Raw genomic sequence first — 26,031 nt, forward strand, 5'->3', positions numbered from 1 at the left:
AAGCTTACATACTTCGGATTTTTTGTTTTTATTTTTAATAGCCTTTCTACTTTGAAAGCGCTTGTTCTAAATCAGCCAATAAATCGTCTATATCTTCTACTCCAACACTCAAGCGAATTAAAGAATCGGTAATTCCTATTTTTAAACGATCAGCTTCAGGAATAGAAGCATGTGTCATTGTTACCGGATGGCTTACCAAGCTTTCTACTCCTCCTAGCGATTCAGCCAACGTAAATAGTTGAGTATTTTCTAAGAAAGTTAAAGCAGCTTGTTTACTTTCATCTTTCAATCTAAAAGAAACCATACCTCCAAAATCATCCATTTGTTTTTTGGCTATTTCATGATTTGGATGACTCTCCAATCCCGGATAAAATACCTCTCTTACTTTTGGATGTTCTGATAAATATTTAGCTACTGCTTTTCCATTTTCACAATGACGCTGCATACGTAAATGCAAGGTTTTTACTCCACGAAGTGCTAAAAACGAATCCATAGGTCCTGCAATAGCACCTGCAGCAAACTGAATAAAGTGTAATTGTTCTGCTAACTCAGCATTTTTAGTCATTAAAGCTCCCATCACCAAATCAGAATGCCCTCCTAAATACTTAGTTGCTGAATGCATTACGATATCTACACCCAAATCTAACGGACGCTGTAAATACGGTGTTGCAAAAGTGTTATCTACCGCTACTACAATAGCCGGTTTTTTATTTTTCACTGCTTTGGTTATTTCCTCTATATCCGCAATTTTCATTAACGGATTTGTAGGTGTTTCTATCCAAATTAGTTTTGTTTTTTCTGAAATTGCATTAACTACATTGGCAACTTGATTCATGTCAACATACTGAAACTTCAATCCATATTTTTCAAACATGTTGGTAAACATTCTGTATGTCCCACCATAAATATCATCCCCTGCAATAACCTCATCACCTGGATTTAATGTGCGAAGCACACAATCAATAGCCGATAAACCAGAAGAAAAAGCAAATCCGTGTGTTCCATTTTCAAGAGATGCAAATGCATTTTCTAAAGCGGTACGTGTAGGATTCGCTGAACGTGAATAAGCATATCCTTTATTCACTCCTAGGCTTGACTGTGCATAGGTTGACGTTTGAAAAATCGGAGGCATTACTGCTCCTGTAGCTTCTTCATGTTGCTGACCTCCATGTATGGTTTTTGTGTTGAATTTCATCTGTTAACATTTATTGTTGCCATACTTTAAAGCAATATCAAATTATTAGAGTACTAAACCAGTTTGCTCAAGTTCATGATAATTCCTAGGTGCATTCCTTCATGTAAATTATTAAAAGCTACAGCACTTTCAAAAGAATCTATCACAAAACCTGTGCTTGTTTCATATTCTTCATATTCTTTAAAAATACCTGCTTCAAAGTCTTCTTCTAAGGTTTCTGGTAAACCAATTAATAGTTCTTTTACCTCTTCAAATTCTTCTTCGGTAAAATCTTTCGTTGGAAAAGTTCCTTTTCTATAACCTTCAATTAACTCATCTGGCGCTAAACAATTTAATCCTGATAACTTGTAATGTAATAATTGTTGTGTAACTACTAAATGTGCTACATTCCATGCAATGTTATTGTTAAACCCTTCAGGGATTATGTGCAATTGTTCTAATGATAACCCTTCTATTCTTTTTAAAACTAAGTCTCTTGATCTTTTTAAAACTTCAAACTGTTTGTTCATTTTTCTACTTATTTTAGCTACATCAAAGATACCTATTTAGCCATGAAAACCTATAATGAGTATTTGTTATTTAATGGTTAAAACTAATCTATAGCTAATACGATAAAAACTTATATAATGAAGAAAGTTTATTTTTTACAAACCTGTGATACTTGCCGACGAATTTTAAAAGAAGTAAATCTTGACGGATTTGAAAAACAAGAAATAAAGGCAAATCCGGTTACTGTTGCTCAATTAGAAGAAATGCGCAAATTGACAGATAGCTACGAAAGCTTATTTAACAAACGCGCAAAACTATATCGTGAAATGGATTTGAAAAATCAGAATTTAACGGAAGCTGATTATAAACAATATATTTTAGATGAATACACGTTTTTAAAACGTCCTGTTTTTATTGTTGATAACCAAATTTTTATTGGGAACAGTAAAAAGGTGGTGGAAAGTTTAAAAGCATTACTAAATTAATTAAAAAACTCCGACTTTAAAAGTCGGAGTTTATAATAGGATTCTTTATTATTTATATTCCTTCTACTGTGCTCAGGAAGTATATTTAATTACACATAACGATATTAGTTAACAGCAACACTACTATTCTTGGTGGAAGCCTCAACCATAGCCGATAGTTCATCCATCGTAAGGTTTGTTTTAATCCCTAACAATACCATTTCGTCACTTTTATCATGAACATTTACAATAATTTCTTTGATACGGTCTTTTGTCTTTCTAAAATATACTGTAACTCTTTCCTTACCATCCTTTACTCTTACTAAAGTTTTTAAATTATTTCTTCGAGCAAACTTTTTAAAATCTTTTTGCACTGAAGCCATGTTGTTATTGAACACCATGATTTTATAATTTTTAGATTTCTTCAAGAAAACGCCAAACTCATCGGTGTCTTCATCAGAGATGAACATGTTAGCAAAAAAACTAGGAATATTTAAAGATACTTCAGCTCTATCTTTATTAGATTGGTAAAATGTTTTAAAATTTTCTTTTTGTGCAAAAGAGCTTAACACAAAAAAGCAGAAAAAGATGGTTGCAATTCGTTTCATAATAATAGTGTTTTAAATGAAGACGACGCTAATAAGAATTTGTTACAAACAAAAAAGCCTTAACTTATTCAGTTAAGACTTTTTAGTTGGCCCACAAGGACTCGAACCTTGAATATCGGTACCAAAAACCGGTGTGTTACCATTACACCATGGGCCAATGTTTACAGTGCAAATATAAAAACAAACTTTTATATTTAGAAATCATTAAACACTTTTTATAAAAAAATCCTCACGAAGTTCGTAAGGATTTTGTTGGCCTACAAGGACTCGAACCTTGAATATCGGTACCAAAAACCGGTGTGTTACCATTACACCATAGGCCAATTGCTTATTGCGGGTGCAAATATAAAACAAACTTTTATTTCAGCAAATTTTTTACGCTTTTTTTCGTTTACTTCTTTTTTCACCTCTTAAAATTCATTTAACAGAACTTTATACCGGAGGTTATTTTAGAGAAACTGTTAAAATTATATTTTTGTTTTCAACTAAAAAATCATTAGTAATTAATACATTCGTACTTTATATCTAGATAAAAAACTATGACTGAGTTTAACTATAAAAAGTGGAACATCATTTTAGGATGGGTTTCGTTTGCAGTAGCGTTAATTACCTATACCTTAACTCTTGAGCCTACAGTGAGTTCATGGGATTGTGGAGAATACATTGCAACTGCTGTAAATTTAGAAGTTGGACACCCTCCTGGTGCTCCTTTATTTCAAATGTTAGGTGCTTTTTTTGCTATGTTTACTAGTGACCCTAGTCAGTTGGCAAAAATGGTCAACTTTATGTCTGGGTTAGCAAGTGCTTTTACCATTCTTTTCATGTTTTGGACAATTACCAATTTAGCCAGAAAAATGGCCTTTAAAAATGGTAAGTTAGGTAATAATGAAGCTATTGCTGTTTTAGGAAGTGGATTAGTAGGTGCTTTAGCTTATACTTTTTCTGATAGTTTTTGGTTTAGTGCTGTTGAAGGTGAAGTATATGCCATGTCTTCTTTCTTAATGGCGCTACTATTTTGGTTAGGATTACGTTGGGAAAGTGAGTTAAATACTCCTAGAGGAAATAAATGGTTAGTATTAATCAGTTTTGTAGTTGGACTATCTTTTGGAGTTCATATACTTTCTTTATTAGTAATTCCATCAATCGTTTTAGTATATTTCTTCAAAACATATAAAGACATCAACATAAAAACAACTGCAATTGCTACCCTAGTGGCAATACTAGTATTAGCTTTTGTATTTAAGTTTTTATTTCCTTTTACTTTAAAATTCTTTAGTGTTGCTGAATTATTCTTTATCAACCAAGTAGGATTGCCTTATAACTCAGGAACCATCATTGCTGGAATTGTTTTAATAGGTTTGTTCTTTTACGGTTTAAAGTACACTCGTAAAAAGAACTTAGTTACGGCAAATACTTTAGTACTTTCAGTATTATTTATTATGATTGGATTCTCGTCTTGGTTAATGTTACCAATTCGTGCAAATGCTGATACTATTATCAACGAAAATAATCCATCAAGTGCTCGTGAATTATTAGCTTACTACAATCGTGAACAATACGGTGATTCTAATGTTTTTTATGACAACTACTATTCTGTAGCTAAAGATGGAGAGTTAGATGCTGACACCCCATATAAAGATGATAAACCTAAGTACGAAAAAATAGATGGCAAGTATGTTATTGTTAATAAATACAAAAAAGTACTTCCTAATTACTCAAGCAAACATAAAGGATTCATTCCTCGTATGGTAAATCCTGCTTCTGAACAGCAATACAAAAGTATTGCTGGCATTCCTGCTCGTAGTAAAAGACGCCCAACGTTTTTAGAAAACATAAAGTTCATGGTTGATTTTCAATTTGGGTATATGTATGGACGTTATTTTATGTGGAATTTTGTAGGTCGTCAAAACGATATTCAAGGACATTTAGATGAAAATGGAAACTGGTTAAGCGGTATCACTTTAGTTGATGAATTCTTTCTAGGCTCACAACAAAACTTACCAGACGATATTAAAAATAATAAAGGACGTAATACTTACTTCTTTTTACCTTTTATTTTAGGTCTTATTGGTTTATTATATCAACTCAATAGAGATAAGAAGAGTTTTTATGTGTTAACACTGTTTTTTTTATTCACAGGTCTAGCTATCATATTTTACACTAATCCAAAACCTTTTGAACCTCGTGAGCGTGATTATGCGGTAGTAGGTTCTTTTTATGTATTTGCCATTTGGATTGGTTTCGGAGTACTAGCCCTTTATGATTACTTTAAAAAGTACGCTAGTAAAAAGGTAGTTGCTATTGCTGTTTCAGTAGTTTCATTGCTAGCTGTTCCTACTTTAATGGGCTTCCAAAACTGGGACGATCATGATAGATCTGACCGTTATTTAGCACAACTAAACGCACAAACCTATTTAGAAAGTTGCGATCCGAATGCTATTATATTTACTATTGGAGACAACGATACTTTCCCTCTTTGGTATATGCAACAAGTAGAAGGTGTTCGCAGAGATATTAAAATAGTAAACACAAGTCTTTTTCAAACAGATTGGTACATCGACCAAATGAAAAAGAAAACTTATGATGCAGACCCTATTCCGTCGCAGTTGACACATGATCAATACAAGTACGGAACACTAGATATGGCATATTACTATCCTCTCCCACAGTTAAAAGACTCTTTGCTTAACATAAATGATTTTATGCGTTGGATAGCTAGTAATAATGATGCTACTTATTTAGATGCAGGAGATGGTGCTAAGGAAAAATTCTATCCTACTAACAGAATTCGTATTCCTGTTAACAAAGAAAACGCGTTAAAAACTGGATTAGTAGCACAAAAAGATGCTGATAAAATGGTAGATTATATCGACATTACTGTTGATGATAGAGGTTTATCAAAAGCAAGACTTTTAATGCTAGATATCTTGAACAATTTTGATTGGAAGCGACCTATTTACTTCACTGGCGGTGCAAATGCAGATGAAGAATACATTTGGTTAAAAGATTACTTACAATTAGATGGAATGGCATATAAGTTAGTACCTATTAAAACATCTAATAAAGGGCGTACAATTTTTGATATGGGGCGTATAGATCCTGAAAAAATGTATGATAACGTTAAAAAATGGGATTGGAAAACAATCAATAACGGAGAGATTTACCTAGATGAGCAAAGTAAGCGTAACGCAATTTCTTTACGTAATAACTTAATTCGTTTATCAGAAGAATTTTTACAGAAAGGAGATTCTGTAAAAGCAAAAGATGTATTAGATTTATCGTTACACAAAATGCCTATTAAAGATTTTGATCATTACAATTTCTCTTTAGGTTATCCAGAGTTATATTATCGTATTGGTGACATTAATAAAGCTAGGGAAACGGCTGAAATTTTAACCGATATTTTTCAACAAAAATTAAAATATTACAGTACATTTAATACTCAGGATATTGATTTAATCATCGATAATTTAGAGACTAGTTTATACATGTATCAAAACTTAGTTCAACAAATTACTCGATACGACAAAGATGAAGAGTACAGTAAAAAGTTTTTTGAAGATTATATAACACATGCTCGTTTATTTAGTCACTTAATGCCTGAAGACGAACCTGAGTTACCTCAAGAACTCGATACTATTAAACCTTAATACATGAGGTTATACTTTATAAAAACACCACGTATACTTAAACAACTTTTTGCTAAGTATACGTGGTCTTTTTTTACCAATAAGAAAGAAATATACCTCACTTTTGATGATGGACCTATTCCTCAGGTTACTGAATTTGTACTAGACCAACTACATAATTTTAATGCAAAAGCTACCTTTTTTTGTATTGGTGATAATATTCGAAAACACCCTGCTGTTTTCTCAAGAATTGTTAACGAAGGACATTCGGTAGGAAACCATACTTTTAATCACTTAAACGGCTGGAAAAGTAGCAATACAACTTATATTGAAAACATAAGTAAATGTGAAAGCTTATTACCTGATCAAAAAACAAAATTATTTCGTCCTCCGTATGGAAAAATAAAAAGAAAACAAGCTAAACAACTTCTTGCTAGCGACTATAAAATTATTATGTGGGACGTATTATCCGCAGATTTTGATTCGAGCATCACGAAGGAAAAATGTTTGCAAAACGTACTTGAAAATGCACAAAACGGAAGTATCATCGTTTTTCACGATAGTATAAAAGCTAGCGACAAATTGTATTATGCGCTTCCAAAAGTTTTAAAAGAATTTTCGCAAAGAGGTTATGACTTTAAAGCAATCACTTAAACAAACTGCTGAACCAATCCTATTAACGTATTAGCATCTTGCTCTCCTGTTTGACGCCATTTCATCTCACCATTTTTATAAATCATAAAAGTTGGATTCCCCTTAACTCTTAAGGCATCGGCAAGAATTTCATTCTTTTTAATGTCTATTTTAATTACTTTGGCTTTGTCACCTAATGCAGCAGCTACATCACGAAGTGTATCTAAACTAGGTTCTAGTTCACTCCAATCTGCATAAAAATCGATTAACACAGGTTTGTTAATGCTTATAATTTCACCAAACTTTGTCATCTTTTGCATACGTTTAATCACTAAAGAGCCTAAAATTACTAATTTTTTGTTAGGTAATTATTATGAAAATCTTAAAAATACTGAAAATCAAGCTTTTTTTAACTCAATTACAGTAATTTCTGGCCAAATTCCTACTCTACCAGGGAAAGCATGATACCCAAAACCTCTATTTACGTTAATATATCTATCAAACTCTTTATACAATCCTGCCCACTGTTTATATACATATTTAGAAGGACTCCACTTAATCCAACCTGGAATTTCAATACCAAACTGTAAACCATGTGTATGCCCACTTAAAGTTAAATGATAATTAAAATCATCTTGCTTTACTTTATGTTCCCAATGACTAGGGTCATGAGATAGTAAAATTTTAAAATCATCTTTACTTATCCCTTCTGATGCTTTTTTAAGGTCTCCTGCTTTGCTAAAACGTCCTTTTCCCCAATTTTCTACACCAACTAAAGCAATTCTCTCTCCATCTTTTTCTATGTACCTATTTTCATTCAACAATAGCTCAAACCCTATTTTTGGATGAATATCTTTTACCGCTTGAAAATTTGCCTTTTTATCTTCTGGAGTTTTCCAATCAGAATAATCTCCATAATCGTGATTTCCAAGGATAGAGTATTTTCCCATAGGTGCTTTTAGTTCCGAAAACATTGGCACCCAATCTTCCATTTCATGAGCAAAATTATTAACGATATCACCTGTAAACAAAATCATGTCTGATTCCTGCTCGTTAATTAAATCTACTCCATACTGGATTTTTTCTTTGTTATCAAAACTTCCTGAGTGAATATCAGTTATATGAGATATGGTGAAACCATCAAAAGCTTCTGGTAAATCTTTAAAACTTAATTGATATTTTAACACCTTGTAATTATACTTTCCTCTAACCATACCATACAACAAACTTGTAAATGGTAAAGCTGCCAACCCTAAAGCTATCTTCGATATAAAAGCCCTTCTTCCATTTAAATCTTTAGTTTCTTCTTTAGATAAAAATGAAATTCCTTTTTGAATCCATCTCACCACATCTTCCCCAAACATTAATATAAAAACTACCACTTTAGGAACTAAAACAAGTAAAAGCATCCCCATTGCCCATTGAAACTCTCTTGTTTGACCTGAACTTCTATCAGAAGTAAATATCACATAAAAAAAGTTTGCATAAGCTAGCAATCCAACTAACAACCATCCATAACGAATAATTTTACTTTTAGTAAGTGTTTTTATTGCCTGAAAAGCATATGCTTCAAACACAATAATTATTGCTGATATTATAATAATTGTTACTAACCAACGAGACATCTATTTCATTTTTAAGGAGAAACAAAGATACAGCGATTCTTAAAATTGATTTTTAACATCTTGTTAAAGTTTTGTAGCTTTACCTCCAAAGTTCATAGAAACTATAGTTTTCTACTTTTTTCTGTAAACAAATCGGTATCAACATTTTATTTCAATAGGCTTAAGACAAAACATGGCAGATCATAAACGACTTTTTTTACTCGACGCATACGCTTTAATTTTTAGAGGATATTATGCCTTTATTAAAAATCCACGTATCAACTCTAAAGGATTAGACACTTCTGCAATTATGGGGTTTACTAACTCTTTACTAGATGTAATAAAGCGTGAAAAGCCTGATTACCTAGCGGTATGTTTTGACAGAGGCGGAAGTGTAGATCGTGTTGAAGCTTTTGAAGATTACAAAGCAAACCGACAAGAAACTCCTGAAGCCATTCGCTTAGCAGTGCCTTATATTGAAAAAATATTAGAAGCCATGAACATTCCTGCCATTGTAAAAGAAGGGTATGAAGCTGATGATATTATAGGAACACTTGCTAAAAAAGCCGAGAAAGAAGGGCTTCACACCTATATGGTAACACCTGATAAAGATTTTGCTCAACTAGTTTCTGAACATATTTTTATGTACCGTCCGCCTCGTATGGGAAATGGTTACGAAAAATGGGGTGTTGAAGAAGTTAAAACAAAGTTTGGTGTTGAAGACCCATTGCAAGTAATTGACTTTTTAGGAATGATGGGTGATGCTGTTGATAACATTCCTGGTTTACCTGGTGTTGGAGAAAAAACAGCCAAAAAATTCATTGCTGCTTATGGAAGTATGGAAGGCTTGTTTGAAAATATACATGAGCTAAAAGGAAAAATGAAAGAAAAGGTAGAAGCTAATCAAGAATTAGGTCTGCTTTCTAAAAAACTAGCTACTATTATACTAGATGTTCCTGTTGAATTGGAATTGGATAAATTAGTTTTTGAACAACCTAATGTAGAAGCTACCAAAGAAATTTTTACGGAGCTAGAGTTTCGTCGTTTAACAGAAAACTTCTTAAAAACATTTGCTCCTACTGAAGAAAGCACTACCACGACTGAAAAACCAAAAGCAACAAAGGCTAGTGCAGCTGGTCAATTTGATTTATTTGCTGCTCCCGGTAGTGGAAGTGCCTCTAAAGACACAAATATCAACGGCTTTAAAACCATTGAAAATACTAATCACTTCTATCAATTAGTAGATACACCTCTTTCAAGAAAATTATTGTTAGAGAAATTAATGCAACAAAACTCTGTTTGTTTTGATACTGAAACAACAGGATTAAAAGCCTTAGAAGTTGAGTTAGTTGGAATTGCATTTTCTTGGGAAGCTGGTAAGGGCTATTACGTTCCTTTTCCTGAAAACCAAGAAGAAACAAAGACTATTCTAGAAGAGTTCCGATCATTTTTTGAAGCCGAAACCATTGAAAAAATTGGTCATAATTTAAAATACGACATTAAAGTACTGTCAAACTACAACATGCCTGTACAAGGTAAATTGTTTGACACCATGATTGCGCATTACCTTATCAATCCAGATATGCGTCATAATATGGATGTACTTGCAGAAACATATTTAAACTATCAACCACAACCTATTACAGAGTTGATTGGTAAAAAAGGTAAAAATCAACTTTCAATGCGACAAGTTGAACTGCCTAAACAAACCGAGTATGCGGTTGAAGATGCTGATATTACTTATCAATTAAAAGAACACTTTTCTAAAGAGCTAGAAAGTGGTAATGTTACCAAGTTATTTAACGAAGTAGAAACTCCGTTAGTTTCTGTATTAACAGCTATGGAAATTGAAGGTATTAATTTAGATGTCGACTTCTTAAAAACTCTTTCTGAAGCATTATCTAAAGATATTTCTCAACTTGAACAAAACATATACGAACAAGCTGGTGAAGAGTTTAATATTGCATCACCAAAGCAATTAGGACCTATTCTATTTGACAAGTTAAAACTGGTTGACAAACCTAAGAAAACCAAAACAGGGCAATATTCTACAGCAGAAGATGTACTTTCGTATTTAGCTAAAGATCATCAAATAGTAGCTGATATTTTAAAATATCGTCAGTATAAAAAATTACAAAGCACCTATGTTGATGCACTTCCTAATGAAATTAACCCAAAAACAGGAAGAGTACACACTGTATATGCACAAGCTGTTGCTGCCACTGGACGTTTAAGCTCTAACAACCCAAACTTGCAGAACATTCCTATTCGTACTAAGCGCGGACAGGAAGTGCGTAAAGCATTTATTCCAAGAGATGAAAATTATGTGTTGTTAGCAGCAGATTACAGTCAGATAGAATTACGAATTATTGCTGCTTTAAGTGAAGAAGAAACCATGATTAAGGCATTTAAAGATGGTGAAGATATTCACGCTTCTACTGCTGCAAAAGTATTCAACGTTCCTATTGAAGAGGTAACTCGTGAGCAACGTAGTAATGCTAAAACAGTAAACTTTGGAATTATTTATGGGGTTTCTGCCTTCGGATTAAGTAATCAAACCGATTTATCTCGTAAAGAATCAAAAGAATTAATTGACACCTATTATGCAACCTATCCGAAACTAAGAAATTATATTTCTAAACAAGTAGATTTTGCTCGTGAACACGGATATGTAGAAACTGTATTACATCGTCGTCGTTATTTAAAAGATATTAATTCTCGTAATGCTATTGTTCGTGGTGCTGCGGAAAGAAATGCCGTAAACGCGCCTATTCAGGGTTCTGCTGCGGACATTATAAAACTTGCCATGATTAACATTTACAAGCGATTTGAGCAAGAAAATTTTAAATCGAAAATGTTATTACAAGTACACGATGAATTGGTATTTGACGCACATAAAGATGAAGTAAACATCATTAAGCCTATCATTAAACAAGAAATGGAAAACGCCTTTAAAATGACTGTTCCATTAGATGTTGAAATTGATACAGGAGTCAATTGGTTAGAAGCGCATTAAAGTTTAGTAATTGCTTTCTCTAAAATCTCTTTTACCTGAAGTTTTAAACTTTCAGGTTCAATAATTTTAGCATAGTCAGAAAACACAATATACCATCTGGAAAAGCCATGTTCAACATAGGAGGTCATAAATGTCATTTCTACTTGGTTCCCTTTCACTTTTTCAGACACAAAACCATGGTGCATTTTGCTGTTGTTTATATATCGTACCACACTTTTATCAACAGAAATAACAACTTTTGTTTTTGGTGTGTTTTCATATTGACTGCGATATTCATCTAACGTAATATGTTCTCTAGTAAAACTATTTTGGGTTGATTTAATAGCTAGCATTCTATCGGTTCTAAACTGCCTGTAATCACTCCTTAAATGGCAAAAAGCTAATACATACCAAAATCCTGATTCGTGATAAATACCTACAGGTTCCACAAAACGCTCAGAAGGTGTTTCTCTATTTAATGCTTGATATTTTAAAAATACCTGTCTTTTTTCAGCAATGCTTTCAAATAATGTTTCAAGCGCATTTGGTAAACTATCGTTGAATAATTTATTTGTAGGATCAACCAGTATTTGTGATTCTAAAGCAGAAATCCAATCTTTTTCACGACCACGTAAAACTGATTTTAATTTCATCATGGCAGATTCGTAATAATTCCCCAACGATTTATCTACAAATTTTTGCATTAATTTTTCGGCAGCTACAAAACTTCCCACTTCTTCTCTAGTAAACATAACAGGTGGTAAACGGTATCCTTCCATAATAGAATAACCAACTCCTGCCTCACTTATAATGGGTACTCCCGAAGCTTCAAGTGTTCGTATATCACGATAAATAGTACGTAAACTTACTTGAAATCTATCAGCTAATTCTTGTGCTTTTACAATACGTTTGGATTGTAACTGAATAAGGATGGCTACAATTCTATCAAACCGTTTTACCGTGTCTAAACTCATAATGCTATAACATATTTCCCAAAGATAGGATTTCAGGCTGAAGTATTTTTTAAATTTTAGCTTCAACATAATGACTCTACTTCTTATGATATACAAATAAACATACAGTAAGTGACAACCCTTTGTCAATAGACATTTTTAAAATTTATTTTTTCCTACTGACATAAAGCTGTCACTACCCCATACTAATTTTGACTTCAAATAATAAAAATTACAATTATGGAATCAACAACAAGCACATTATTAAAACAAGTAATTACACCTTCTGAGTTATTAAAACATTGGCAAGGGCATCGAGGTTTAACCCGAAGAACTATTGAAGCTTTTCCTGAGGAAGCCTTTTTTAATTATTCTATAGGAGGCATGCGTACTTTTGCTGATATGGTTATGGAACTTTTAGGTATAGCAGGTCCAGGTATTAAAGAAATTGCTACAGGAGAAATACAAGAGTTAATTGAAGAGATGGATCACGGTAATAAAAAGGCAAAAATTCTGGAACTTTGGGATAAAGCTACTGATGAAATAAATACCTATTGGGCACAAATTAAACCAGAACAATTTCAGCAAAGCATTAAAATTTTTGGTCAATATGAAGGTACGGTTTGGTCATCGATTTTTTATTTTATTGATAATGAAATCCATCATCGCGGACAGGGATATGTTTATCTACGTGCTTTAGGTATTGAGCCTCCTTATTTTTATGAACGTTAATAAAAAGCACCTAAAATGAAAACAGTTTTGGTATTTAAAACATCAGTTACAAAAAACAAAGAAATTAAAATTGTTCAACCTACTTTAAATCGTTTGATTACCAAAAATGACCGCTGGAATTTTGACTTAGAAGATTGTGATAATATCCTTCGAGTAGAGACTCAAATGGTTAAAGCTGATGACGTTTTAAAAGCAATACAACATCATGGGTTTTATTGTGAAGAATTGTTATAAAAACAATAAAGTATAATGTAACAAGAAACCGAATAGAGAAGCAATTAGTTTCTGTATTCGGTTTCTTTATTCTTTCAAGATGACATATCTACTTTATTATAAATGTTTCATTTTGTACCCAGTTAGCCCTTAGCTTAAATATTGTTTCTAAATAGATGATTTGCTCTGGCTGTTTTCTTAATAAGAAATTACCAGTATCCCACATACGATTATTATTTTCATCGACTGTAGCTCTAACGCTATATTCTTTTGGTTCTAATAGGGTAAACTCTATTTTTTTAGAAGAAGTAATGTATTTTTTTTCTACAACCTTATCTTGACTTAATAGTTCAATAATAACCGGAGATTCTGTTTCTTTTTTAACATCTAATACAATACTTCCATAATCTTCTACTGTTCGTGTCGAAAACTTATAATCTAACGTATCGTTTGTAGTTTCATAAATATCAGTTATCCCTTCTGGTAACCCTTTAAAAATATAACCGTATTTGGGTTTCTTTTCAAACAATACTGCTATCTTATTAATTGATTTTTTTTTCAATTCAAAAGGTACATCAACAGTATCTTTATCAATTAATGAGAATTTAGATTTATCAAAAGAAACAATTGGGTTGTTTGTTTTGATAAACATTGTATCTTTTAAATTCAGGTTTCCACTTACACTAGATGACACAGATAAAGAATCGATTTTCTTTTTTCTTAAAAACACTGTAACAGTATCTTTAAAATTCTCATTATTCACTATAAAATTCAATGAATCTCTTTCTATAGGCGTGTACCAATAATTTAGAGTGTCTTTATCTTTTTCAAACTGAGTAAACGACTTAAAATCTTGTGGAACCTCTGACAACAATTCAATATTCATATTTTTCTGCCTACCTTCAAAACCAAACTGAATTTTCCCTTTCGTTACCTCTTTTCCTCTTTTAAACTCATATGGCTGAATTTCTTTAAAGAAACGGATAGGCTTACTTATTAAAGTATCTTGAGGTAACGTAATTGTATCTACTACAAACCCAATTTTATCTGTTCTACTATTAAAAATATAATTGTTTGATGGTTCTTTTAATGCTAACATTAAATATTTTCCTTCACGTAAATTGTTAAACTCAAAATTTGTAGAATCTAATGTACTTGTTACATAATTTGGCTTTTGTTTGAAAATAATAGAATCGTTGTATGTACTATCAAGCTTATACAACAAAACACTTACTTCTTTCACCTCTTTTTTATCAAAAGCATCAGCTACTTTCCCTTTAATTTTTAAAGAATCAATATAATCTCCCGTTGAAAACACATATTTAAAACTCTCTAACTTATTGTTTTCATTATTGTCTTGAACTGCGTTTCCAAAATTAAAGGTATAAGTAGTGTTCGGTTGTAATGTGTCTAATATTTTAATATTTATATACTTGCTTGGTGTTCCTTGAGGTGTAATTAATGGTGGATTTTTCATTGGAGGAGAAACTACCAACTGTTTTTGTAAGTCTTTTAAAACAATATATTCATCAAAATAAATACGAATGTTATCATCATCAAAATGAATAGTTTCATAAGGAGGATTTGCAGTAACCATTATTGGTGCAGTTTCATCTTTTGGACCTCCTTCTGGTCGTCCCTTACGTGCACAACTACTTATTAAAAAAGCGAAAAGAGTTACTAAAATAAAGTGTTTATTTTTCACAAATTAATGGTTTAAAATCCATTTTCAAAAGTAGTAAATTAAGATGGAATGGTATTAGTCTTTTTGTGTATAAGCCATTGTCGCTACACTTATAGTTATGTTTTGCGTTTTTAAAAGTTCATTTACACAAGCTTCTAATGTTGCTCCTGTAGTAATAACGTCATCAATAAGCAAGACGTGCTTGTTTTCAAAAAAAGTAGTATCAACAAGTTTAAACTTTGTTTTATTATTAGAAAATCGTTCGAATCGTTGTTTTAGAGTTTGTGTTTTGTTTTTAGAAGTTCTAATTAGAATATCTGATTTATACCCAATATTCAAAATATTGCTCAATCGTTCACCAAACATAGTTACTTGATTATACCCTCTCTTTTTAAACTTTTTTGAATGTAGTGGCACAGGAATAATGTAATCTACATCCACAAAAATATTTGATTTCTTTAATTTTTCCCCAAACCAGTCTGCTATAAATAGCCCTATTTCTGGTTGATTTTTATATTTTAACTGATGAATAAGTTTTTGGGTTACTCCTTTCTTTCTATAAAAAAGAAAAGAACGTACAGCTTGTACTGGCACTTTTCCATAAAAACTTGACATTAATGTAACATTTGTATGCTTATTATCGTCTATAATTGGTAAGTCGTTTATACAAATAGTACATACGAATGTTTCATTTTGTAACAACGTCTTTTCACAGTTAGCACATAAATTGGGATAGAATAAATAGAATATCTCTTTTAAAAATTGCATCTTTACAAGCCTTTTTTAACAGAAAGATACAAAAAACAACAAAAGTTATATTTTGAGTAAAAAGTTTAATTTTTTCAAAGAAGCCGTAAAAAACTACAAAACATCTGGTACTGTAGTACCTAGCTCTAGATACTTAGCAAATAAGATGCTAAAAGAAATTGATTTTAAAACTGCTGAAGTCATTGTAGAACTAGGACCTGGAAATGGAGCCATTACACAGTATATTTTAAAGAAGCTTCACCCCAACACTATATTAATATGTTTTGAAATAAATGATGCTTTTTACAAAGAGCTAAAAAAAATAAAACATCCACAATTGGTTGTTTTAAAAGCCTCTGCTGAAAACATAAAGTTTGAAATAGAAAAGTTAGGATATTCAAAGGCAGACTATATAGTTTCTAGCTTGCCCTTAACTATAATTCCTAAAGAAATATCACACTCTATCTTAACAAAAAGCCATAGTTTTTTGACTACCACTGGGCTTTTTATTCAATATCAATATAGTTTAACTTACTACAAAAAACTAAAAGAAGTATTTGGTAATGCTATCGATTTAAGCTTTGAGCCTCTAAATTTTCCTCCTGCTTTTATTTACAAATGTGTTAAAAAATAAATAGTATATTAGCACGGAGCATAACCCTCATTATAACCCCTTAAATGATGCCTGCCTCAAAAATAAAAAACAACGGCTTCATTGCCTTTTTAATTTTACTAATACTTGTTATTGGATTTTTATCCTACGAAAATGCTAGAGATTACTCTGAGCTTAAAGCTGTTTTTGAGCTTGAAAAAAAGGAGTTAGAAAACGAGTTAACAAATATTATTGAAGATTATGAAGAAACAAATTATAAGAAAAGTGAATATTCATTAAAACTAAAAGATGAGATTCATAAAGTAATCCAACTTAGAGATTCTGTTAAAAACTTAAAGGAAGTAGATTATAAGTTTATTAGATACTACAGAAAAAGAACAGGAATACTTATTGAAGAAAACGAAAAACTTTTCACTCAATTAAATCATCTTAATACAATTAACAACGAATTAATTACAAAAAACGATAGTGTTCAAGAAGCTTTATTAGTAAAAGAAAAACAAAATGCTAAACTTACTAACATAAACCGTTTTTTAAGTAAAGAAAAGCAAGACTTAAAGAAAAAAATAGCCACTGCTGAAGTTATTGAAATATCTACCATAAAGGCAGAGGCTATGAAAAAGAAAAGAAATGGGAAATTTACCTCAACAACAAGATCTAATAAGGTAAATGCATTTAAAATAGAATTCGATTTACTAGAAAACAAAGTGGCCTCCCCTGGTCCTAAAAAAGTTTATATTCAAGTAATGGATACGAATAAAAAAGTTATTACCCCATTTAAAGAAGTAAGTTTGCAGAACAATAAAAAAATATGGTGTAGTGATATTTTAACTGCCGAATATAATAACAAACAGTTATCTATGATTTCTTTTGTTAATGTAGATGGCGAAATTGGTGCTGGAATCTATCATATTAATACATTTGTAAACGGTATTCAGGCCGGTAATAAATCCCTAGCACTAAAATAAACCCCTTAAATTAATAAAACTTAATATAAATCAATCCCCCCTAAACCATGAATCAACCAAAAACCAAGAATGTTTTAATTTTAGTATTAATTATCTTATCTCTTTTCCTTTTTTATTACTCTTTTCAAAAGTCAAATGAAAACAAAAACCTTCAAAACATCTTCTTAGAAGAAAAAGCTGAATTACAGCAAGATCTAGACGAAATGATTAAAGACTACACCGATGTTGTTGTTGGAAAAAAACGTTTAGCTGACAGATTAGAAGTAGAGCTAATAAAAATGAAAAACTTAAGAGACTCTATCAAACTCTTAAAATCTGACAATTTTGGACTTATAAGAAAATACAGAAGTAGAATTGCTAGTTTAGAGCGTGAAAACAAAAAGCTTTTTATTCAAATAGACTCTTTAAATAGTGCTAATGATGCTTTAACTCAAGAAAATGTTATAGCTAATGAAATTTTACAGCAAAAAGATAGTGTAAATGAAACATTAACAGAAAAGAACAAAGAATTAGAAGCTAAAGTTGCTATTGGTGGAATTATTAAAACAAGCCCTGTAAAAGCAGTTGCCATGAAAGAACGTAGCAGCGGAAAGTTAACATCTACAAGTAGATCTAGCAGAACTGATGCTTTTAGAATAAATTTTGATTTGTTAGAAAACCCAATAACTACGGCAGGTGAAAAACGCGTATATATTCAAATTGCTGATGAAAATAAAAATGTAGTTGCTCCAAAAGGGAAAACTGACCTAAAAAATGGACAAAAAGTTCAATATACAGACTCTCTTGAGGTTAACTACAGTAACAATCGTTTAAGCCTTGTGTCTTTAGTATTAGTAAACAGAGACGATATTAAAAAAGGAAAATATGTAATTAGCGCTTTTGTTGATGGTGTTTACTCTGGAAACACAATAATAAAACTAAGATAAACAACGATAACAGGTACAAAATGCAACTAAAAAGTGAAGAGTTTAATTAATTCTTCACTTTTTTCTTTTTCCATACCCTTAGTTTAAATCCTTATTTTATTTTTGCAACATGGCAAAACAAGAAGATCAATTTAAAAAAGTATTATCGCACGCAAAAGAATACGGTTATGTGTTCCAATCATCTGAAATTTATGATGGTTTAAGCGCGGTGTATGATTATGCTCAAAACGGAGTAGAATTAAAGAAAAATATTCGTGATTATTGGTGGAAAGCAATGGTGCAAATGCACGAAAACATTGTAGGTATTGATGCAGCAATACTAATGCACCCAACTACTTGGAAAGCCTCAGGCCACGTTGATGCTTTCAACGACCCTTTAATTGACAACAAAGACTCTAAAAAGCGTTATAGAGCTGATGTTTTAGTTGAAGATTACAGAGAAAAAATCAACGAAAAAATTCAAAAAGATATAACCAAAGCAAAAAAGCGTTTTGGTGATGCTTTTAATGAAGATGAATTTAGAAGTACAAATCCTAACGTTTTAAGACGTCAAAAACAAATTGACGAGATAACTATTGAACTAACAAGAGTTCAAGAAGAAAACGATTTAGAAGGGTTTAGAAATTTAATTATAGACTTAGGTATAACATGTCCTGTTTCTGGTTCTAAAAACTGGACAGAAGTTAAGCAATTTAACTTAATGTTTGGAACGCAATTAGGAGCGTCAGCAGACAGCTCTACGCAAGTATATTTACGACCTGAAACAGCACAAGGTATTTTTGTAAACTTCTTAAACGTACAAAAAACTGGACGTATGAAAATTCCTTTTGGAATTGCACAAACTGGTAAAGCTTTTCGTAATGAAATAGTTGCGCGTCAATTTATATTTAGACAACGAGAGTTTGAGCAAATGGAAATGCAATTTTTTGTAAAACCAGGCACTCAAAAAGAATGGTATGAGAAGTGGAAAGAAACTCGCTTAAAGTGGCATATGTCGTTAGGAATGGGAGAAGAAAACTACCGTTTCCACGATCATGATAAATTAGCTCATTACGCTGATGCTGCTGCTGATATTGAATTTAATTTTCCTTTTGGATTCAAAGAATTAGAAGGGATTCATTCTCGTACTGATTTTGACTTAAGTCAGCATGAAAAATTCTCTGGAAAAAAACTACAGTACTTCGATCACGAAGACAATACTAGTTATGTTCCTTACGTAATTGAAACTTCAATTGGTTTAGACAGAATGTTCTTAGCGGTTTTCTCTAACTCTTTACAAGAAGAAGAGCTAGAAAATGGTTCAACAAGAACAGTTTTAAAATTACCTGCAGTTTTAGCACCTACCAAAGCAGCTATTTTACCGTTGGTTAAAAAAGACGGTTTACCAGAAATTGCTCGTAAAATTGTTGACGATTTAAAATGGGATTTCAATGTTGTTTATGATGAAAAAGATGCTGTTGGAAGAAGATATCGTCGTCAAGATGCTGTTGGTACACCTTTCTGTATTACAGTAGACCATGAAACTTTAGAAGACAATACTGTTACCATTCGTCATAGAGACACTATGGAACAAAAACGTGTTAAAATAGAAGAATTAAGCAACATTATTAAACAAGAGGTAGATGTACGTTCTTGGTTACAAAAAATGGATGCATAAATCTTAAAACGACAAAATAAAGCAAGAATCCTAAACGTAACTGTTTAGGATTTTTATTTTTGCAATAGTAAATAACTTTACATACAAATCTTAACATCAAGTAAGAGTTTTAACTAACCGATAAAATAGAAAACAGATGAAAACTGTACTTAAAATATTATTCATCATCTTTTTACTTTGGATGATAGCAGGAGCTTATCTTTTAAACACAGAGCACCCTAAATCACAAGTAGTAATGGGCCTAGGTGTTTTATACATGTCATTTATATTAATGCCTTTATTTATTTACTATAGATATAAAGATGGTAAGTATAAAAAGTATGTTATGAACTCTGATAAAGACAAAAAAAAAGCTGAAGATTAATCTTCAGCTTTTTTTATTTTATATTTTGCTCACTATTGTAAAGTAGGTGAGTAATTTGTTGGGTAATCATCCGGTTTAGCTAAACCGTCTTTACCTACAGTAAAATTAGATCCGTATGTAGCATCAATAGCTGCTAACATTTTATTAGCCATTAATGCATACCCTCTACCAGTTAAATGAACTCCGTCTAAACCAACTAAACCACCAGTTACTAAACTAGTATTCATATTATAATTTCCAAACTCTAACCCAGAAGTAGAGGCTTCTTGTAAAATAGCTTTAAAATCTACAAAAGCTAAACCTTTTGCTTCAGCAACTGCTTTAATAGTTGCATTATATGAATCTGTAGCATTCTTAACTCTACTTACTTCATCTTGGGTTAACACCCATTTATCTTCAAGAGGTAATGAAACTCCTTCTACAGAAAACATTCCTGCTAACTGTTCTGGTAGACCTTGCAACATTAAAAATTCAACAGAATCAGTATTCACTTCTCCTATTATAGTACTACTTGGCAATACTAATAAATCTTCTTCTGTTGCTTGTCTTGCTTGACCGTAATAAGTACCTAATAAGCCTGCTACTTTTTGTAATGTAGTTGCATCAGTAGGTAACCCAAAGCTTGCCACAAAAGGAGGAAACGTAGGACTTGCTAATAAAGCACCAACAATTTGAGCAGTTTTATCTTCTAAAGACTCATCTTTAATTACAACTGCACTTGCAGCATCTGTAGCAAAAACTATTGATCTTTCTGGAACACCAATTGCTTCAAAAACTCCATTAATAGCTCCAAAAACATTATTTAATGTCGGAATTTGTGCTCCAAAATCAGGATTACTAGGATCTAATGGTGCATAAGGTACTGTAGTAAAGTAAGGTAACGATGTTATATATGGTAAATTAGCCACAACTCCTTTTCTATCTCCTGCTGCTAAAGCGTCAACAGTACTTGAAAAAACTGAAGCAAAAACATTAGAGTTTGTAATATCATTTATTCCATAAGTTGTTGGGTCTACATTTCCTGTTTCATTATGATCTTCACCTACACCACCAGCAATAGAGTAACCTAAAACATCATTTCCTCCTATTTCAGATAATGTAAAAAATGTTGGTTGTTGCATTAACACATCTTGTATAACACTTGCCATAGGGTTAGATGCCATTCTTACATAATAAGGGTTAGCATTTGGCAAAGCTGCTAATGCTCCATAACCTTCTACTCCTAAATGAAAACTTTTTATTCCTGGCACACCCATATTACTATAAGGTCCTGCCTGTATATTACCTATTTCAGTAGTTGGAGTTGCTGATAACCTTGTAGGTCCAGTTCCGTTAAAATAAAACCTTGGCTCAGCTTTTTCTACCCCAGCTATTAAAAAACCACCTATGTTATCACTCATTAGAGGCTGTGTAAAATCTCCTCCGCCTACCATAGCAAACTTACTAGCTAATATATTTGGAAAAGAATTTTCTTGAGAAGCTTTAAATAAAGCACCATCTGAAAAGCCTGCTGTAAAGGAAGCTCCTACTGACACATATCTGGAAAAATCTACGCTACCAGCCTGCAATGCTACAGTGCTCTCCGCCTCTCCTTTAATTTCAGGTAATGTATTATCTACATCACAGGCGGCTAAACCTAAAAATAATGCAGACAAAAAAGTATATTTAATTGTATTTTTCATTGTTTCTTTTTTTAGTTGTTGATAGTCCAAGAAATGTAGTATTGAGAACCTACCGCTCCTACTCCAGGTGCACTTAAGTATTCTTCACCTGTTAAATTAGACCCTCCTACTTTAAACACTGACTTAATTGAAGGAACAGAATAGTTAATTTGAGCATCAAGAACTGTTCTTTCTTCTACAGTTCCTTCTAAGAAGGTAGACTGCCAGTAGAACTCATTTTGCCAACGAGCACTTATGTTAAATCCAAAGTTTTCAAATAAATTTGTGTGTCCAAATTGCATTTTTACTTTGTGTTCTGGTGTATTAAATCCGGCTTCAAAATCAGGGTCAGCAGCTTGATCAAAATCAAATTTAGACCATGTATAGTTTAATCCAACATCAAACCCATTAAATACCTTCGTGTTTAACCCTAAACCTACTCCATAAGAATCTACATCAACTGTTGAGTTAGTTTTTACACTAAATGTTCTTACTAAATCTCTGTTAGTTAAGTTATTCACAGTAACTGGTGTGTTTGGATCTACTAATACAACTACATCTTTATTAGAAATAAAGTCAGAATACATATTATAGTATGTACTAAAATCAATAGACAACTTATTTTCTCCTAAAGGAACTGCTGCACGGTAACCAACTTCAAAAGATTTTACTTTTTCTGGCTCTACTAAATCTGTAGTTGCCAAAGTAGGATTTCCGTTTGCTATAGAGTTAGCAGAGTAACCTCTATCAAACACATCTTGTCCTGTTAAAACAAAACTTCCTGTTGTTGTAATTGCTGGTGCAGAAAAACGCCCAATATTATCTGGAGCTGTTCCTAAAATAAATCCTGCTCCTGTTGCTAAACCAATATATTGGTCTTGCGTTGTTGGGTTACGGAAACCTGTTTGGAAAGATGCTCTAAAGTTATGATTTTTGTTTTCTCCAGCCGCATACGCTAATGAAACTCTTGGTGTAACGTTTCCATCAAAATTATCTGACTTATCATAACGAATAGATCCTGTAAATTTTAAACGATCATCCATCATTTTTTTCTGAATTTGAGTATATAACCCATATTCTCCATATTTAATTGGACCATCACTATCAGTATAAATAGTTCCATAAGAGTTTAATCTATATTGTCTATATGAACCTCCTACTTGAACCTCTGCCCAATCGATATAATCACGTAAGTTTAAGTTACCATCTGCATGATAATAGCTTGTATTATCTCTAAACTTTGACCCTGTTAGTAAATCTGGATCAGCAGTTACTTCATTAAATAATCTTGTAAACTCAGCAGACCCTGGTTCTGGTCTTCCGCTATCAGCTACTGCTCTTGCCGCTGCATGATTAGAAGCAGGAACACCTGGGATAGCACCTAAGTATGCTGCTGCATATTGTCCAAACCAATCTGTGTTAGATTTCCATTTGCTATTAATATTAATTGCAGCAAAACGAGTATCATAAGAATCTCCTGCATCTTCCCCTGCATAATACCCTCTAATAAAAAAGTTCTTACCTCTTACTTCTAATTTATGTTGCTCCATAAAGAAGTTAGCTAAGTTGTAACGGTTTTGTCCTTGATAAATAGTATTACCTCTACCGTATTTAGAATTCCAAATAATTTCAACACGGTCATTACCTAAAGGACGGTAATGAATAGCTCCATTGAATTTTACACTTTTAGCTTCATTAGACATTAAGTCTACTTCTCTATATCCTGTTCTACTAACCTTTCCAATAGCTCCTCCTAAATCAACAGATACCTCATCTCCATACACATTTGCCCCATCGTAGTTAGGATCATCATTATGATTCATTCCAGGAATATATGTACCTCCAATACCTGTTGTATTTCTATAATCAGTTGCATGCCATTCTTCTCCTTTTAAATAAGAAAAGCTAGCTTTAACTGCAAAGTAATCATCAAAAGCATGTGCCATTTTAATTGTAGCGTCATAATAACCATTATCTCCTGCTGCTTCTTGACTTGTTAAACCAGTTTTTAAACCAACACTAATACCTTGTTCATTAAATGGGTTCTCACTACGCATTAACATAATACCATTAAATGCATTGGCTCCATATAAAGCCGAAGCTGCTCCTGGTAAAATTTCAACACTTTTTACATCTACTTCAGAAATTCCTAATAAGTTTCCAATAGCAAAGTTTAATGCTGGAGAAGCATTATCCATACCGTCAACTAACTGTACAAAACGCTCATTACCAAACGTAGCAAAACCACGTGTGTTTACTGTTTTAAATGTTAAACCTCCTGAGTTGATATCAACTCCTTTTAAATTTTCTAATCCATCGTAATATGAAGCAGAAGCTGTATTCTTAATCGCTCTAGAATCAAAACGTTCAATTGTTACAGGTGATTCCATAACACGTTCTGGAGTTCTCGAAGCCGATACAACTACCTCATCTAAAGATGTTGCATTTTCTGTTAAGCTAACCTCAACAACTTGGTTGTTTTTTGTTATTTCAACTGTTTTTGTTTGATACCCTAAAGAAGAAATTTCAATGGTAAACGGAGGGATATCTGTTACCGTCATTGTAAACTTACCATCAAAATCAGTAGACGTTCCTACTGCTTTTCTCGAAACTTTAATGTTTGCTCCTGGCAATGGTCCACCAAGCGAAGCATCATTAACCGTACCTGTAATGGTAGTTTGAGCAACCATCATTGCTGTACCAAATAGCACAAATGCAACAAGTAATAGTTTTTTCATCATAATGTAAAATAATTTGTTAACTGTAGTGCAAAATACAATTTTTTTTCATTTGCGAAATATTTACCCTCTTTTTTTGTAATTATAGTAATTATGAAGATAAAAACTTACCAAAAACTAATTTTAGATTTTATTTATTAATTTATTATTTATCATCTTATACAAATTGTATTTTTGCCTAAACTTATTAGTAGTCTTGGAAATTATACATTCTATTTTTGATCTTACCCCCTCTCAAAAAACAATGGTAACAATTGGTACTTTTGATGGAGTTCATATTGGTCATCAAAAAATTATTGAGAAACTAGTTAGTGAAGCAAATGCTAGTAATAAAAAATCGGTATTGCTAACATTTTTCCCTCACCCAAGAATGGTATTGCAAAAAGATGTTTCCATTAAGCTAATAAACACTATTGATGAAAGAGCTCAACACTTAGAAAAATTAGGATTAGATTATTTAATCATTCATCCTTTTAGTAGAGAGTTTTCAAGACTAACCGCTTTAGATTTTGTTCGTGATATTTTAGTTAATCAATTAAACATTTCTAAATTGATTATTGGTTACGATCATCATTTTGGAAAAAATAGAGAAGGTAATATTGAACAATTAACTGAGTATTCTCACTTATATGATTTTACTGTTGAAGAAATTCCTGCTCAAGATATTGATGAAGTATCAGTTAGTTCTACCAAAATTAGAAAAGCTCTTGCTAACGGACATTTAAAAACTGCTAACAATTACTTAGGATATAACTTTTCACTTACAGGAAAAGTTGTAAACGGAAAACAACTAGGTGGAAAAATAGGTTTTCCTACAGCAAATATTGATGTGCCTGAAGACTACAAGTTGATTCCAAAAACAGGTGTTTATATAGTAAAGTCTACTATTAATAACACTACTATTTATGGAATGATGAATATTGGCAATCGACCAACGGTTGATGGAGAACATCAAACAATTGAAGTACATTATTTCAATTTTAACCAAAATTTATATGGTAAAGAGCTAACTATTGAGCTACTTTACTATTTAAGAGACGAACAAAAGTTCGATTCTGTTTCTGGCTTAATTTCTCAATTAAAAAAAGACAAGCAAAATTCAATACTCTTTTTAAAAAGTTACGCCAAGCTCTAACCTTATATCATACTCAAAGCCCC

22 protein-coding genes and 2 tRNA genes are annotated in these 26,031 nt (G+C 32.1%); 12 read left to right on the top strand and 12 right to left on the bottom strand.

Going from position 1 to position 26,031, the window contains the following annotated elements:
* Positions 1-46 precede the first annotated feature (46 nt).
* Both VBY68_RS12850 and VBY68_RS12855 read right to left on the bottom strand, forming a co-directional pair.
* A complete protein-coding gene (locus VBY68_RS12850; protein ID WP_415269964.1) occupies positions 47-1,195 on the bottom strand; it encodes a cystathionine gamma-synthase in 1,149 nt (382 codons plus the stop codon).
* A 53-nt stretch (positions 1,196-1,248) separates the two neighbouring features.
* The gene (locus VBY68_RS12855) at positions 1,249-1,704 is read right to left on the bottom strand and encodes a DinB family protein (RefSeq protein ID WP_099215062.1); all 456 of its coding nucleotides are present in this window, start codon (positions 1,702-1,704) and stop codon (positions 1,249-1,251) included.
* 117 nt (positions 1,705-1,821) lie between these two features.
* Here VBY68_RS12855 and VBY68_RS12860 point away from each other — a divergent pair, with 117 nt between their 5' ends.
* Positions 1,822-2,169 (top strand): arsenate reductase family protein, encoded by a 348-nt coding sequence (locus VBY68_RS12860; protein WP_099215061.1) that lies wholly within the window; start codon positions 1,822-1,824, stop codon positions 2,167-2,169.
* 104 nt (positions 2,170-2,273) lie between these two features.
* On the opposite strand, the gene VBY68_RS12865 is transcribed toward VBY68_RS12860, so the two are convergent.
* The 3 genes from VBY68_RS12865 to VBY68_RS12875 form a co-directional block, all read right to left on the bottom strand.
* Positions 2,274-2,756, bottom strand: coding sequence for a DUF4252 domain-containing protein (locus VBY68_RS12865; RefSeq protein WP_274638727.1), 483 nt, complete (start codon positions 2,754-2,756; stop codon positions 2,274-2,276).
* An 86-nt stretch (positions 2,757-2,842) separates the two neighbouring features.
* A tRNA-Gln gene (locus tag VBY68_RS12870) sits at positions 2,843-2,913 on the bottom strand.
* Between the two features lie 95 nt (positions 2,914-3,008).
* Positions 3,009-3,079, bottom strand: a tRNA-Gln gene (locus VBY68_RS12875).
* A 216-nt stretch (positions 3,080-3,295) separates the two neighbouring features.
* Between VBY68_RS12875 and VBY68_RS12880 the strand changes: the two genes are divergently transcribed.
* Together VBY68_RS12880 and VBY68_RS12885 are read left to right on the top strand one after the other, a co-directional pair.
* Positions 3,296-6,406, top strand: a complete 3,111-nt coding sequence (locus VBY68_RS12880) for a protein O-mannosyl-transferase family (protein ID WP_415269965.1) — start codon at positions 3,296-3,298, stop codon at positions 6,404-6,406.
* A 3-nt stretch (positions 6,407-6,409) separates the two neighbouring features.
* Positions 6,410-7,039 carry a polysaccharide deacetylase family protein gene (locus tag VBY68_RS12885; RefSeq protein ID WP_415269966.1) on the top strand — a complete coding sequence of 210 codons (630 nt, stop codon included), beginning with the start codon at positions 6,410-6,412 and terminating at the stop codon, positions 7,037-7,039.
* Here the strand turns inward: VBY68_RS12885 and VBY68_RS12890 are convergent.
* A complete protein-coding gene (locus tag VBY68_RS12890; protein ID WP_099215056.1) occupies positions 7,036-7,329 on the bottom strand; it encodes a thioredoxin family protein in 294 nt (97 codons plus the stop codon). The two genes, VBY68_RS12885 and VBY68_RS12890, sit on opposite strands and share 4 nt — an antisense overlap.
* A gap of 87 nt (positions 7,330-7,416) precedes the next feature.
* Positions 7,417-8,643 carry a metallophosphoesterase gene (locus tag VBY68_RS12895; RefSeq protein ID WP_415269967.1) on the bottom strand — a complete coding sequence of 409 codons (1,227 nt, stop codon included), beginning with the start codon at positions 8,641-8,643 and terminating at the stop codon, positions 7,417-7,419.
* Between the two features lie 172 nt (positions 8,644-8,815).
* Here VBY68_RS12895 and polA point away from each other — a divergent pair, with 172 nt between their 5' ends.
* Positions 8,816-11,638: a DNA polymerase I gene (gene polA, locus VBY68_RS12900; protein WP_415269968.1), complete on the top strand. Its 2,823-nt coding sequence runs from the start codon at positions 8,816-8,818 to the stop codon at positions 11,636-11,638.
* On the opposite strand, the gene VBY68_RS12905 is transcribed toward polA, so the two are convergent.
* Positions 11,635-12,591 (bottom strand): helix-turn-helix transcriptional regulator, encoded by a 957-nt coding sequence (locus VBY68_RS12905; RefSeq protein ID WP_273694076.1) that lies wholly within the window; start codon positions 12,589-12,591, stop codon positions 11,635-11,637. The genes polA and VBY68_RS12905 overlap by 4 nt on opposite strands.
* Positions 12,592-12,810: 219 nt before the next feature.
* On the opposite strand from VBY68_RS12905, the gene VBY68_RS12910 reads away from it, so the two are divergent.
* Positions 12,811-13,302: a DinB family protein gene (locus VBY68_RS12910; protein ID WP_415269969.1), complete on the top strand. Its 492-nt coding sequence runs from the start codon at positions 12,811-12,813 to the stop codon at positions 13,300-13,302.
* A 15-nt stretch (positions 13,303-13,317) separates the two neighbouring features.
* Positions 13,318-13,536, top strand: a complete 219-nt coding sequence (locus VBY68_RS12915; RefSeq protein WP_099215051.1) for a hypothetical protein — start codon at positions 13,318-13,320, stop codon at positions 13,534-13,536.
* 88 nt (positions 13,537-13,624) lie between these two features.
* On the opposite strand, the gene VBY68_RS12920 is transcribed toward VBY68_RS12915, so the two are convergent.
* Entirely contained in the window at positions 13,625-15,220 is a 1,596-nt protein-coding gene (locus VBY68_RS12920; RefSeq protein WP_415269970.1) for an Ig-like domain-containing domain, read from the bottom strand.
* 54 nt (positions 15,221-15,274) lie between these two features.
* Positions 15,275-15,967, bottom strand: coding sequence for a ComF family protein (locus tag VBY68_RS12925; RefSeq protein WP_415269971.1), 693 nt, complete (start codon positions 15,965-15,967; stop codon positions 15,275-15,277).
* Between the two features lie 52 nt (positions 15,968-16,019).
* Between VBY68_RS12925 and VBY68_RS12930 the strand changes: the two genes are divergently transcribed.
* The 5 genes from VBY68_RS12930 to VBY68_RS12950 all read left to right on the top strand — a co-directional run bounded on the left by VBY68_RS12930 (position 16,020) and on the right by VBY68_RS12950 (position 20,474).
* A complete protein-coding gene (locus VBY68_RS12930) occupies positions 16,020-16,580 on the top strand; it encodes a class I SAM-dependent methyltransferase (protein ID WP_099215048.1) in 561 nt (186 codons plus the stop codon).
* Positions 16,581-16,624: 44 nt separating this feature from the next.
* Positions 16,625-17,527, top strand: coding sequence for a hypothetical protein (locus VBY68_RS12935; protein ID WP_124588056.1), 903 nt, complete (start codon positions 16,625-16,627; stop codon positions 17,525-17,527).
* Between the two features lie 47 nt (positions 17,528-17,574).
* Positions 17,575-18,453 (top strand): hypothetical protein, encoded by an 879-nt coding sequence (locus tag VBY68_RS12940; protein WP_099215046.1) that lies wholly within the window; start codon positions 17,575-17,577, stop codon positions 18,451-18,453.
* 109 nt (positions 18,454-18,562) lie between these two features.
* Positions 18,563-20,110 (top strand): glycine--tRNA ligase, encoded by a 1,548-nt coding sequence (locus VBY68_RS12945; RefSeq protein WP_415269972.1) that lies wholly within the window; start codon positions 18,563-18,565, stop codon positions 20,108-20,110.
* Between the two features lie 136 nt (positions 20,111-20,246).
* On the top strand, positions 20,247-20,474 hold the full coding sequence (locus tag VBY68_RS12950; protein WP_099215044.1) for a hypothetical protein: 228 nt from the start codon (positions 20,247-20,249) through the stop codon (positions 20,472-20,474).
* Between the two features lie 32 nt (positions 20,475-20,506).
* Here VBY68_RS12950 and VBY68_RS12955 read toward each other — a convergent pair whose 3' ends face one another.
* Positions 20,507-22,156, bottom strand: coding sequence for an SGNH/GDSL hydrolase family protein (locus tag VBY68_RS12955; protein WP_121146679.1), 1,650 nt, complete (start codon positions 22,154-22,156; stop codon positions 20,507-20,509).
* An 11-nt stretch (positions 22,157-22,167) separates the two neighbouring features.
* Positions 22,168-24,876, bottom strand: coding sequence for a TonB-dependent receptor (locus VBY68_RS12960; protein ID WP_415269973.1), 2,709 nt, complete (start codon positions 24,874-24,876; stop codon positions 22,168-22,170).
* A 193-nt stretch (positions 24,877-25,069) separates the two neighbouring features.
* Between VBY68_RS12960 and VBY68_RS12965 the strand changes: the two genes are divergently transcribed.
* Positions 25,070-26,008: a bifunctional riboflavin kinase/FAD synthetase gene (locus tag VBY68_RS12965; RefSeq protein WP_274638743.1), complete on the top strand. Its 939-nt coding sequence runs from the start codon at positions 25,070-25,072 to the stop codon at positions 26,006-26,008.
* The last annotated feature ends 23 nt before the right edge of the window (positions 26,009-26,031 follow it).

The sequence above is a fragment of the Tenacibaculum ascidiaceicola genome, from assembly GCF_047470925.1.
Classification (GTDB): domain Bacteria; phylum Bacteroidota; class Bacteroidia; order Flavobacteriales; family Flavobacteriaceae; genus Polaribacter; species Polaribacter discolor.

What these genes read in the sequence shown, in the direction of transcription:
- VBY68_RS12850 (WP_415269964.1), bottom strand. Translation starts at nt 1,195, where the DNA reads ATGAAATTCAACACAAAAACCATACATGGAGGTCAGCAACATGAAGAA.
- VBY68_RS12855 (WP_099215062.1), bottom strand. Translation starts at nt 1,704, where the DNA reads ATGAACAAACAGTTTGAAGTTTTAAAAAGATCAAGAGACTTAGTTTTA.
- VBY68_RS12860 (WP_099215061.1), top strand. Translation starts at nt 1,822, where the DNA reads ATGAAGAAAGTTTATTTTTTACAAACCTGTGATACTTGCCGACGAATT.
- VBY68_RS12865 (WP_274638727.1), bottom strand. Translation starts at nt 2,756, where the DNA reads ATGAAACGAATTGCAACCATCTTTTTCTGCTTTTTTGTGTTAAGCTCT.
- VBY68_RS12880 (WP_415269965.1), top strand. Translation starts at nt 3,296, where the DNA reads ATGACTGAGTTTAACTATAAAAAGTGGAACATCATTTTAGGATGGGTT.
- VBY68_RS12885 (WP_415269966.1), top strand. Translation starts at nt 6,410, where the DNA reads ATGAGGTTATACTTTATAAAAACACCACGTATACTTAAACAACTTTTT.
- VBY68_RS12890 (WP_099215056.1), bottom strand. Translation starts at nt 7,329, where the DNA reads ATGACAAAGTTTGGTGAAATTATAAGCATTAACAAACCTGTGTTAATC.
- VBY68_RS12895 (WP_415269967.1), bottom strand. Translation starts at nt 8,643, where the DNA reads ATGTCTCGTTGGTTAGTAACAATTATTATAATATCAGCAATAATTATT.
- polA (WP_415269968.1), top strand. Translation starts at nt 8,816, where the DNA reads ATGGCAGATCATAAACGACTTTTTTTACTCGACGCATACGCTTTAATT.
- VBY68_RS12905 (WP_273694076.1), bottom strand. Translation starts at nt 12,591, where the DNA reads ATGAGTTTAGACACGGTAAAACGGTTTGATAGAATTGTAGCCATCCTT.
- VBY68_RS12910 (WP_415269969.1), top strand. Translation starts at nt 12,811, where the DNA reads ATGGAATCAACAACAAGCACATTATTAAAACAAGTAATTACACCTTCT.
- VBY68_RS12915 (WP_099215051.1), top strand. Translation starts at nt 13,318, where the DNA reads ATGAAAACAGTTTTGGTATTTAAAACATCAGTTACAAAAAACAAAGAA.
- VBY68_RS12925 (WP_415269971.1), bottom strand. Translation starts at nt 15,967, where the DNA reads ATGCAATTTTTAAAAGAGATATTCTATTTATTCTATCCCAATTTATGT.
- VBY68_RS12935 (WP_124588056.1), top strand. Translation starts at nt 16,625, where the DNA reads ATGATGCCTGCCTCAAAAATAAAAAACAACGGCTTCATTGCCTTTTTA.
- VBY68_RS12940 (WP_099215046.1), top strand. Translation starts at nt 17,575, where the DNA reads ATGAATCAACCAAAAACCAAGAATGTTTTAATTTTAGTATTAATTATC.
- VBY68_RS12945 (WP_415269972.1), top strand. Translation starts at nt 18,563, where the DNA reads ATGGCAAAACAAGAAGATCAATTTAAAAAAGTATTATCGCACGCAAAA.
- VBY68_RS12950 (WP_099215044.1), top strand. Translation starts at nt 20,247, where the DNA reads ATGAAAACTGTACTTAAAATATTATTCATCATCTTTTTACTTTGGATG.
- VBY68_RS12955 (WP_121146679.1), bottom strand. Translation starts at nt 22,156, where the DNA reads ATGAAAAATACAATTAAATATACTTTTTTGTCTGCATTATTTTTAGGT.
- VBY68_RS12960 (WP_415269973.1), bottom strand. Translation starts at nt 24,876, where the DNA reads ATGATGAAAAAACTATTACTTGTTGCATTTGTGCTATTTGGTACAGCA.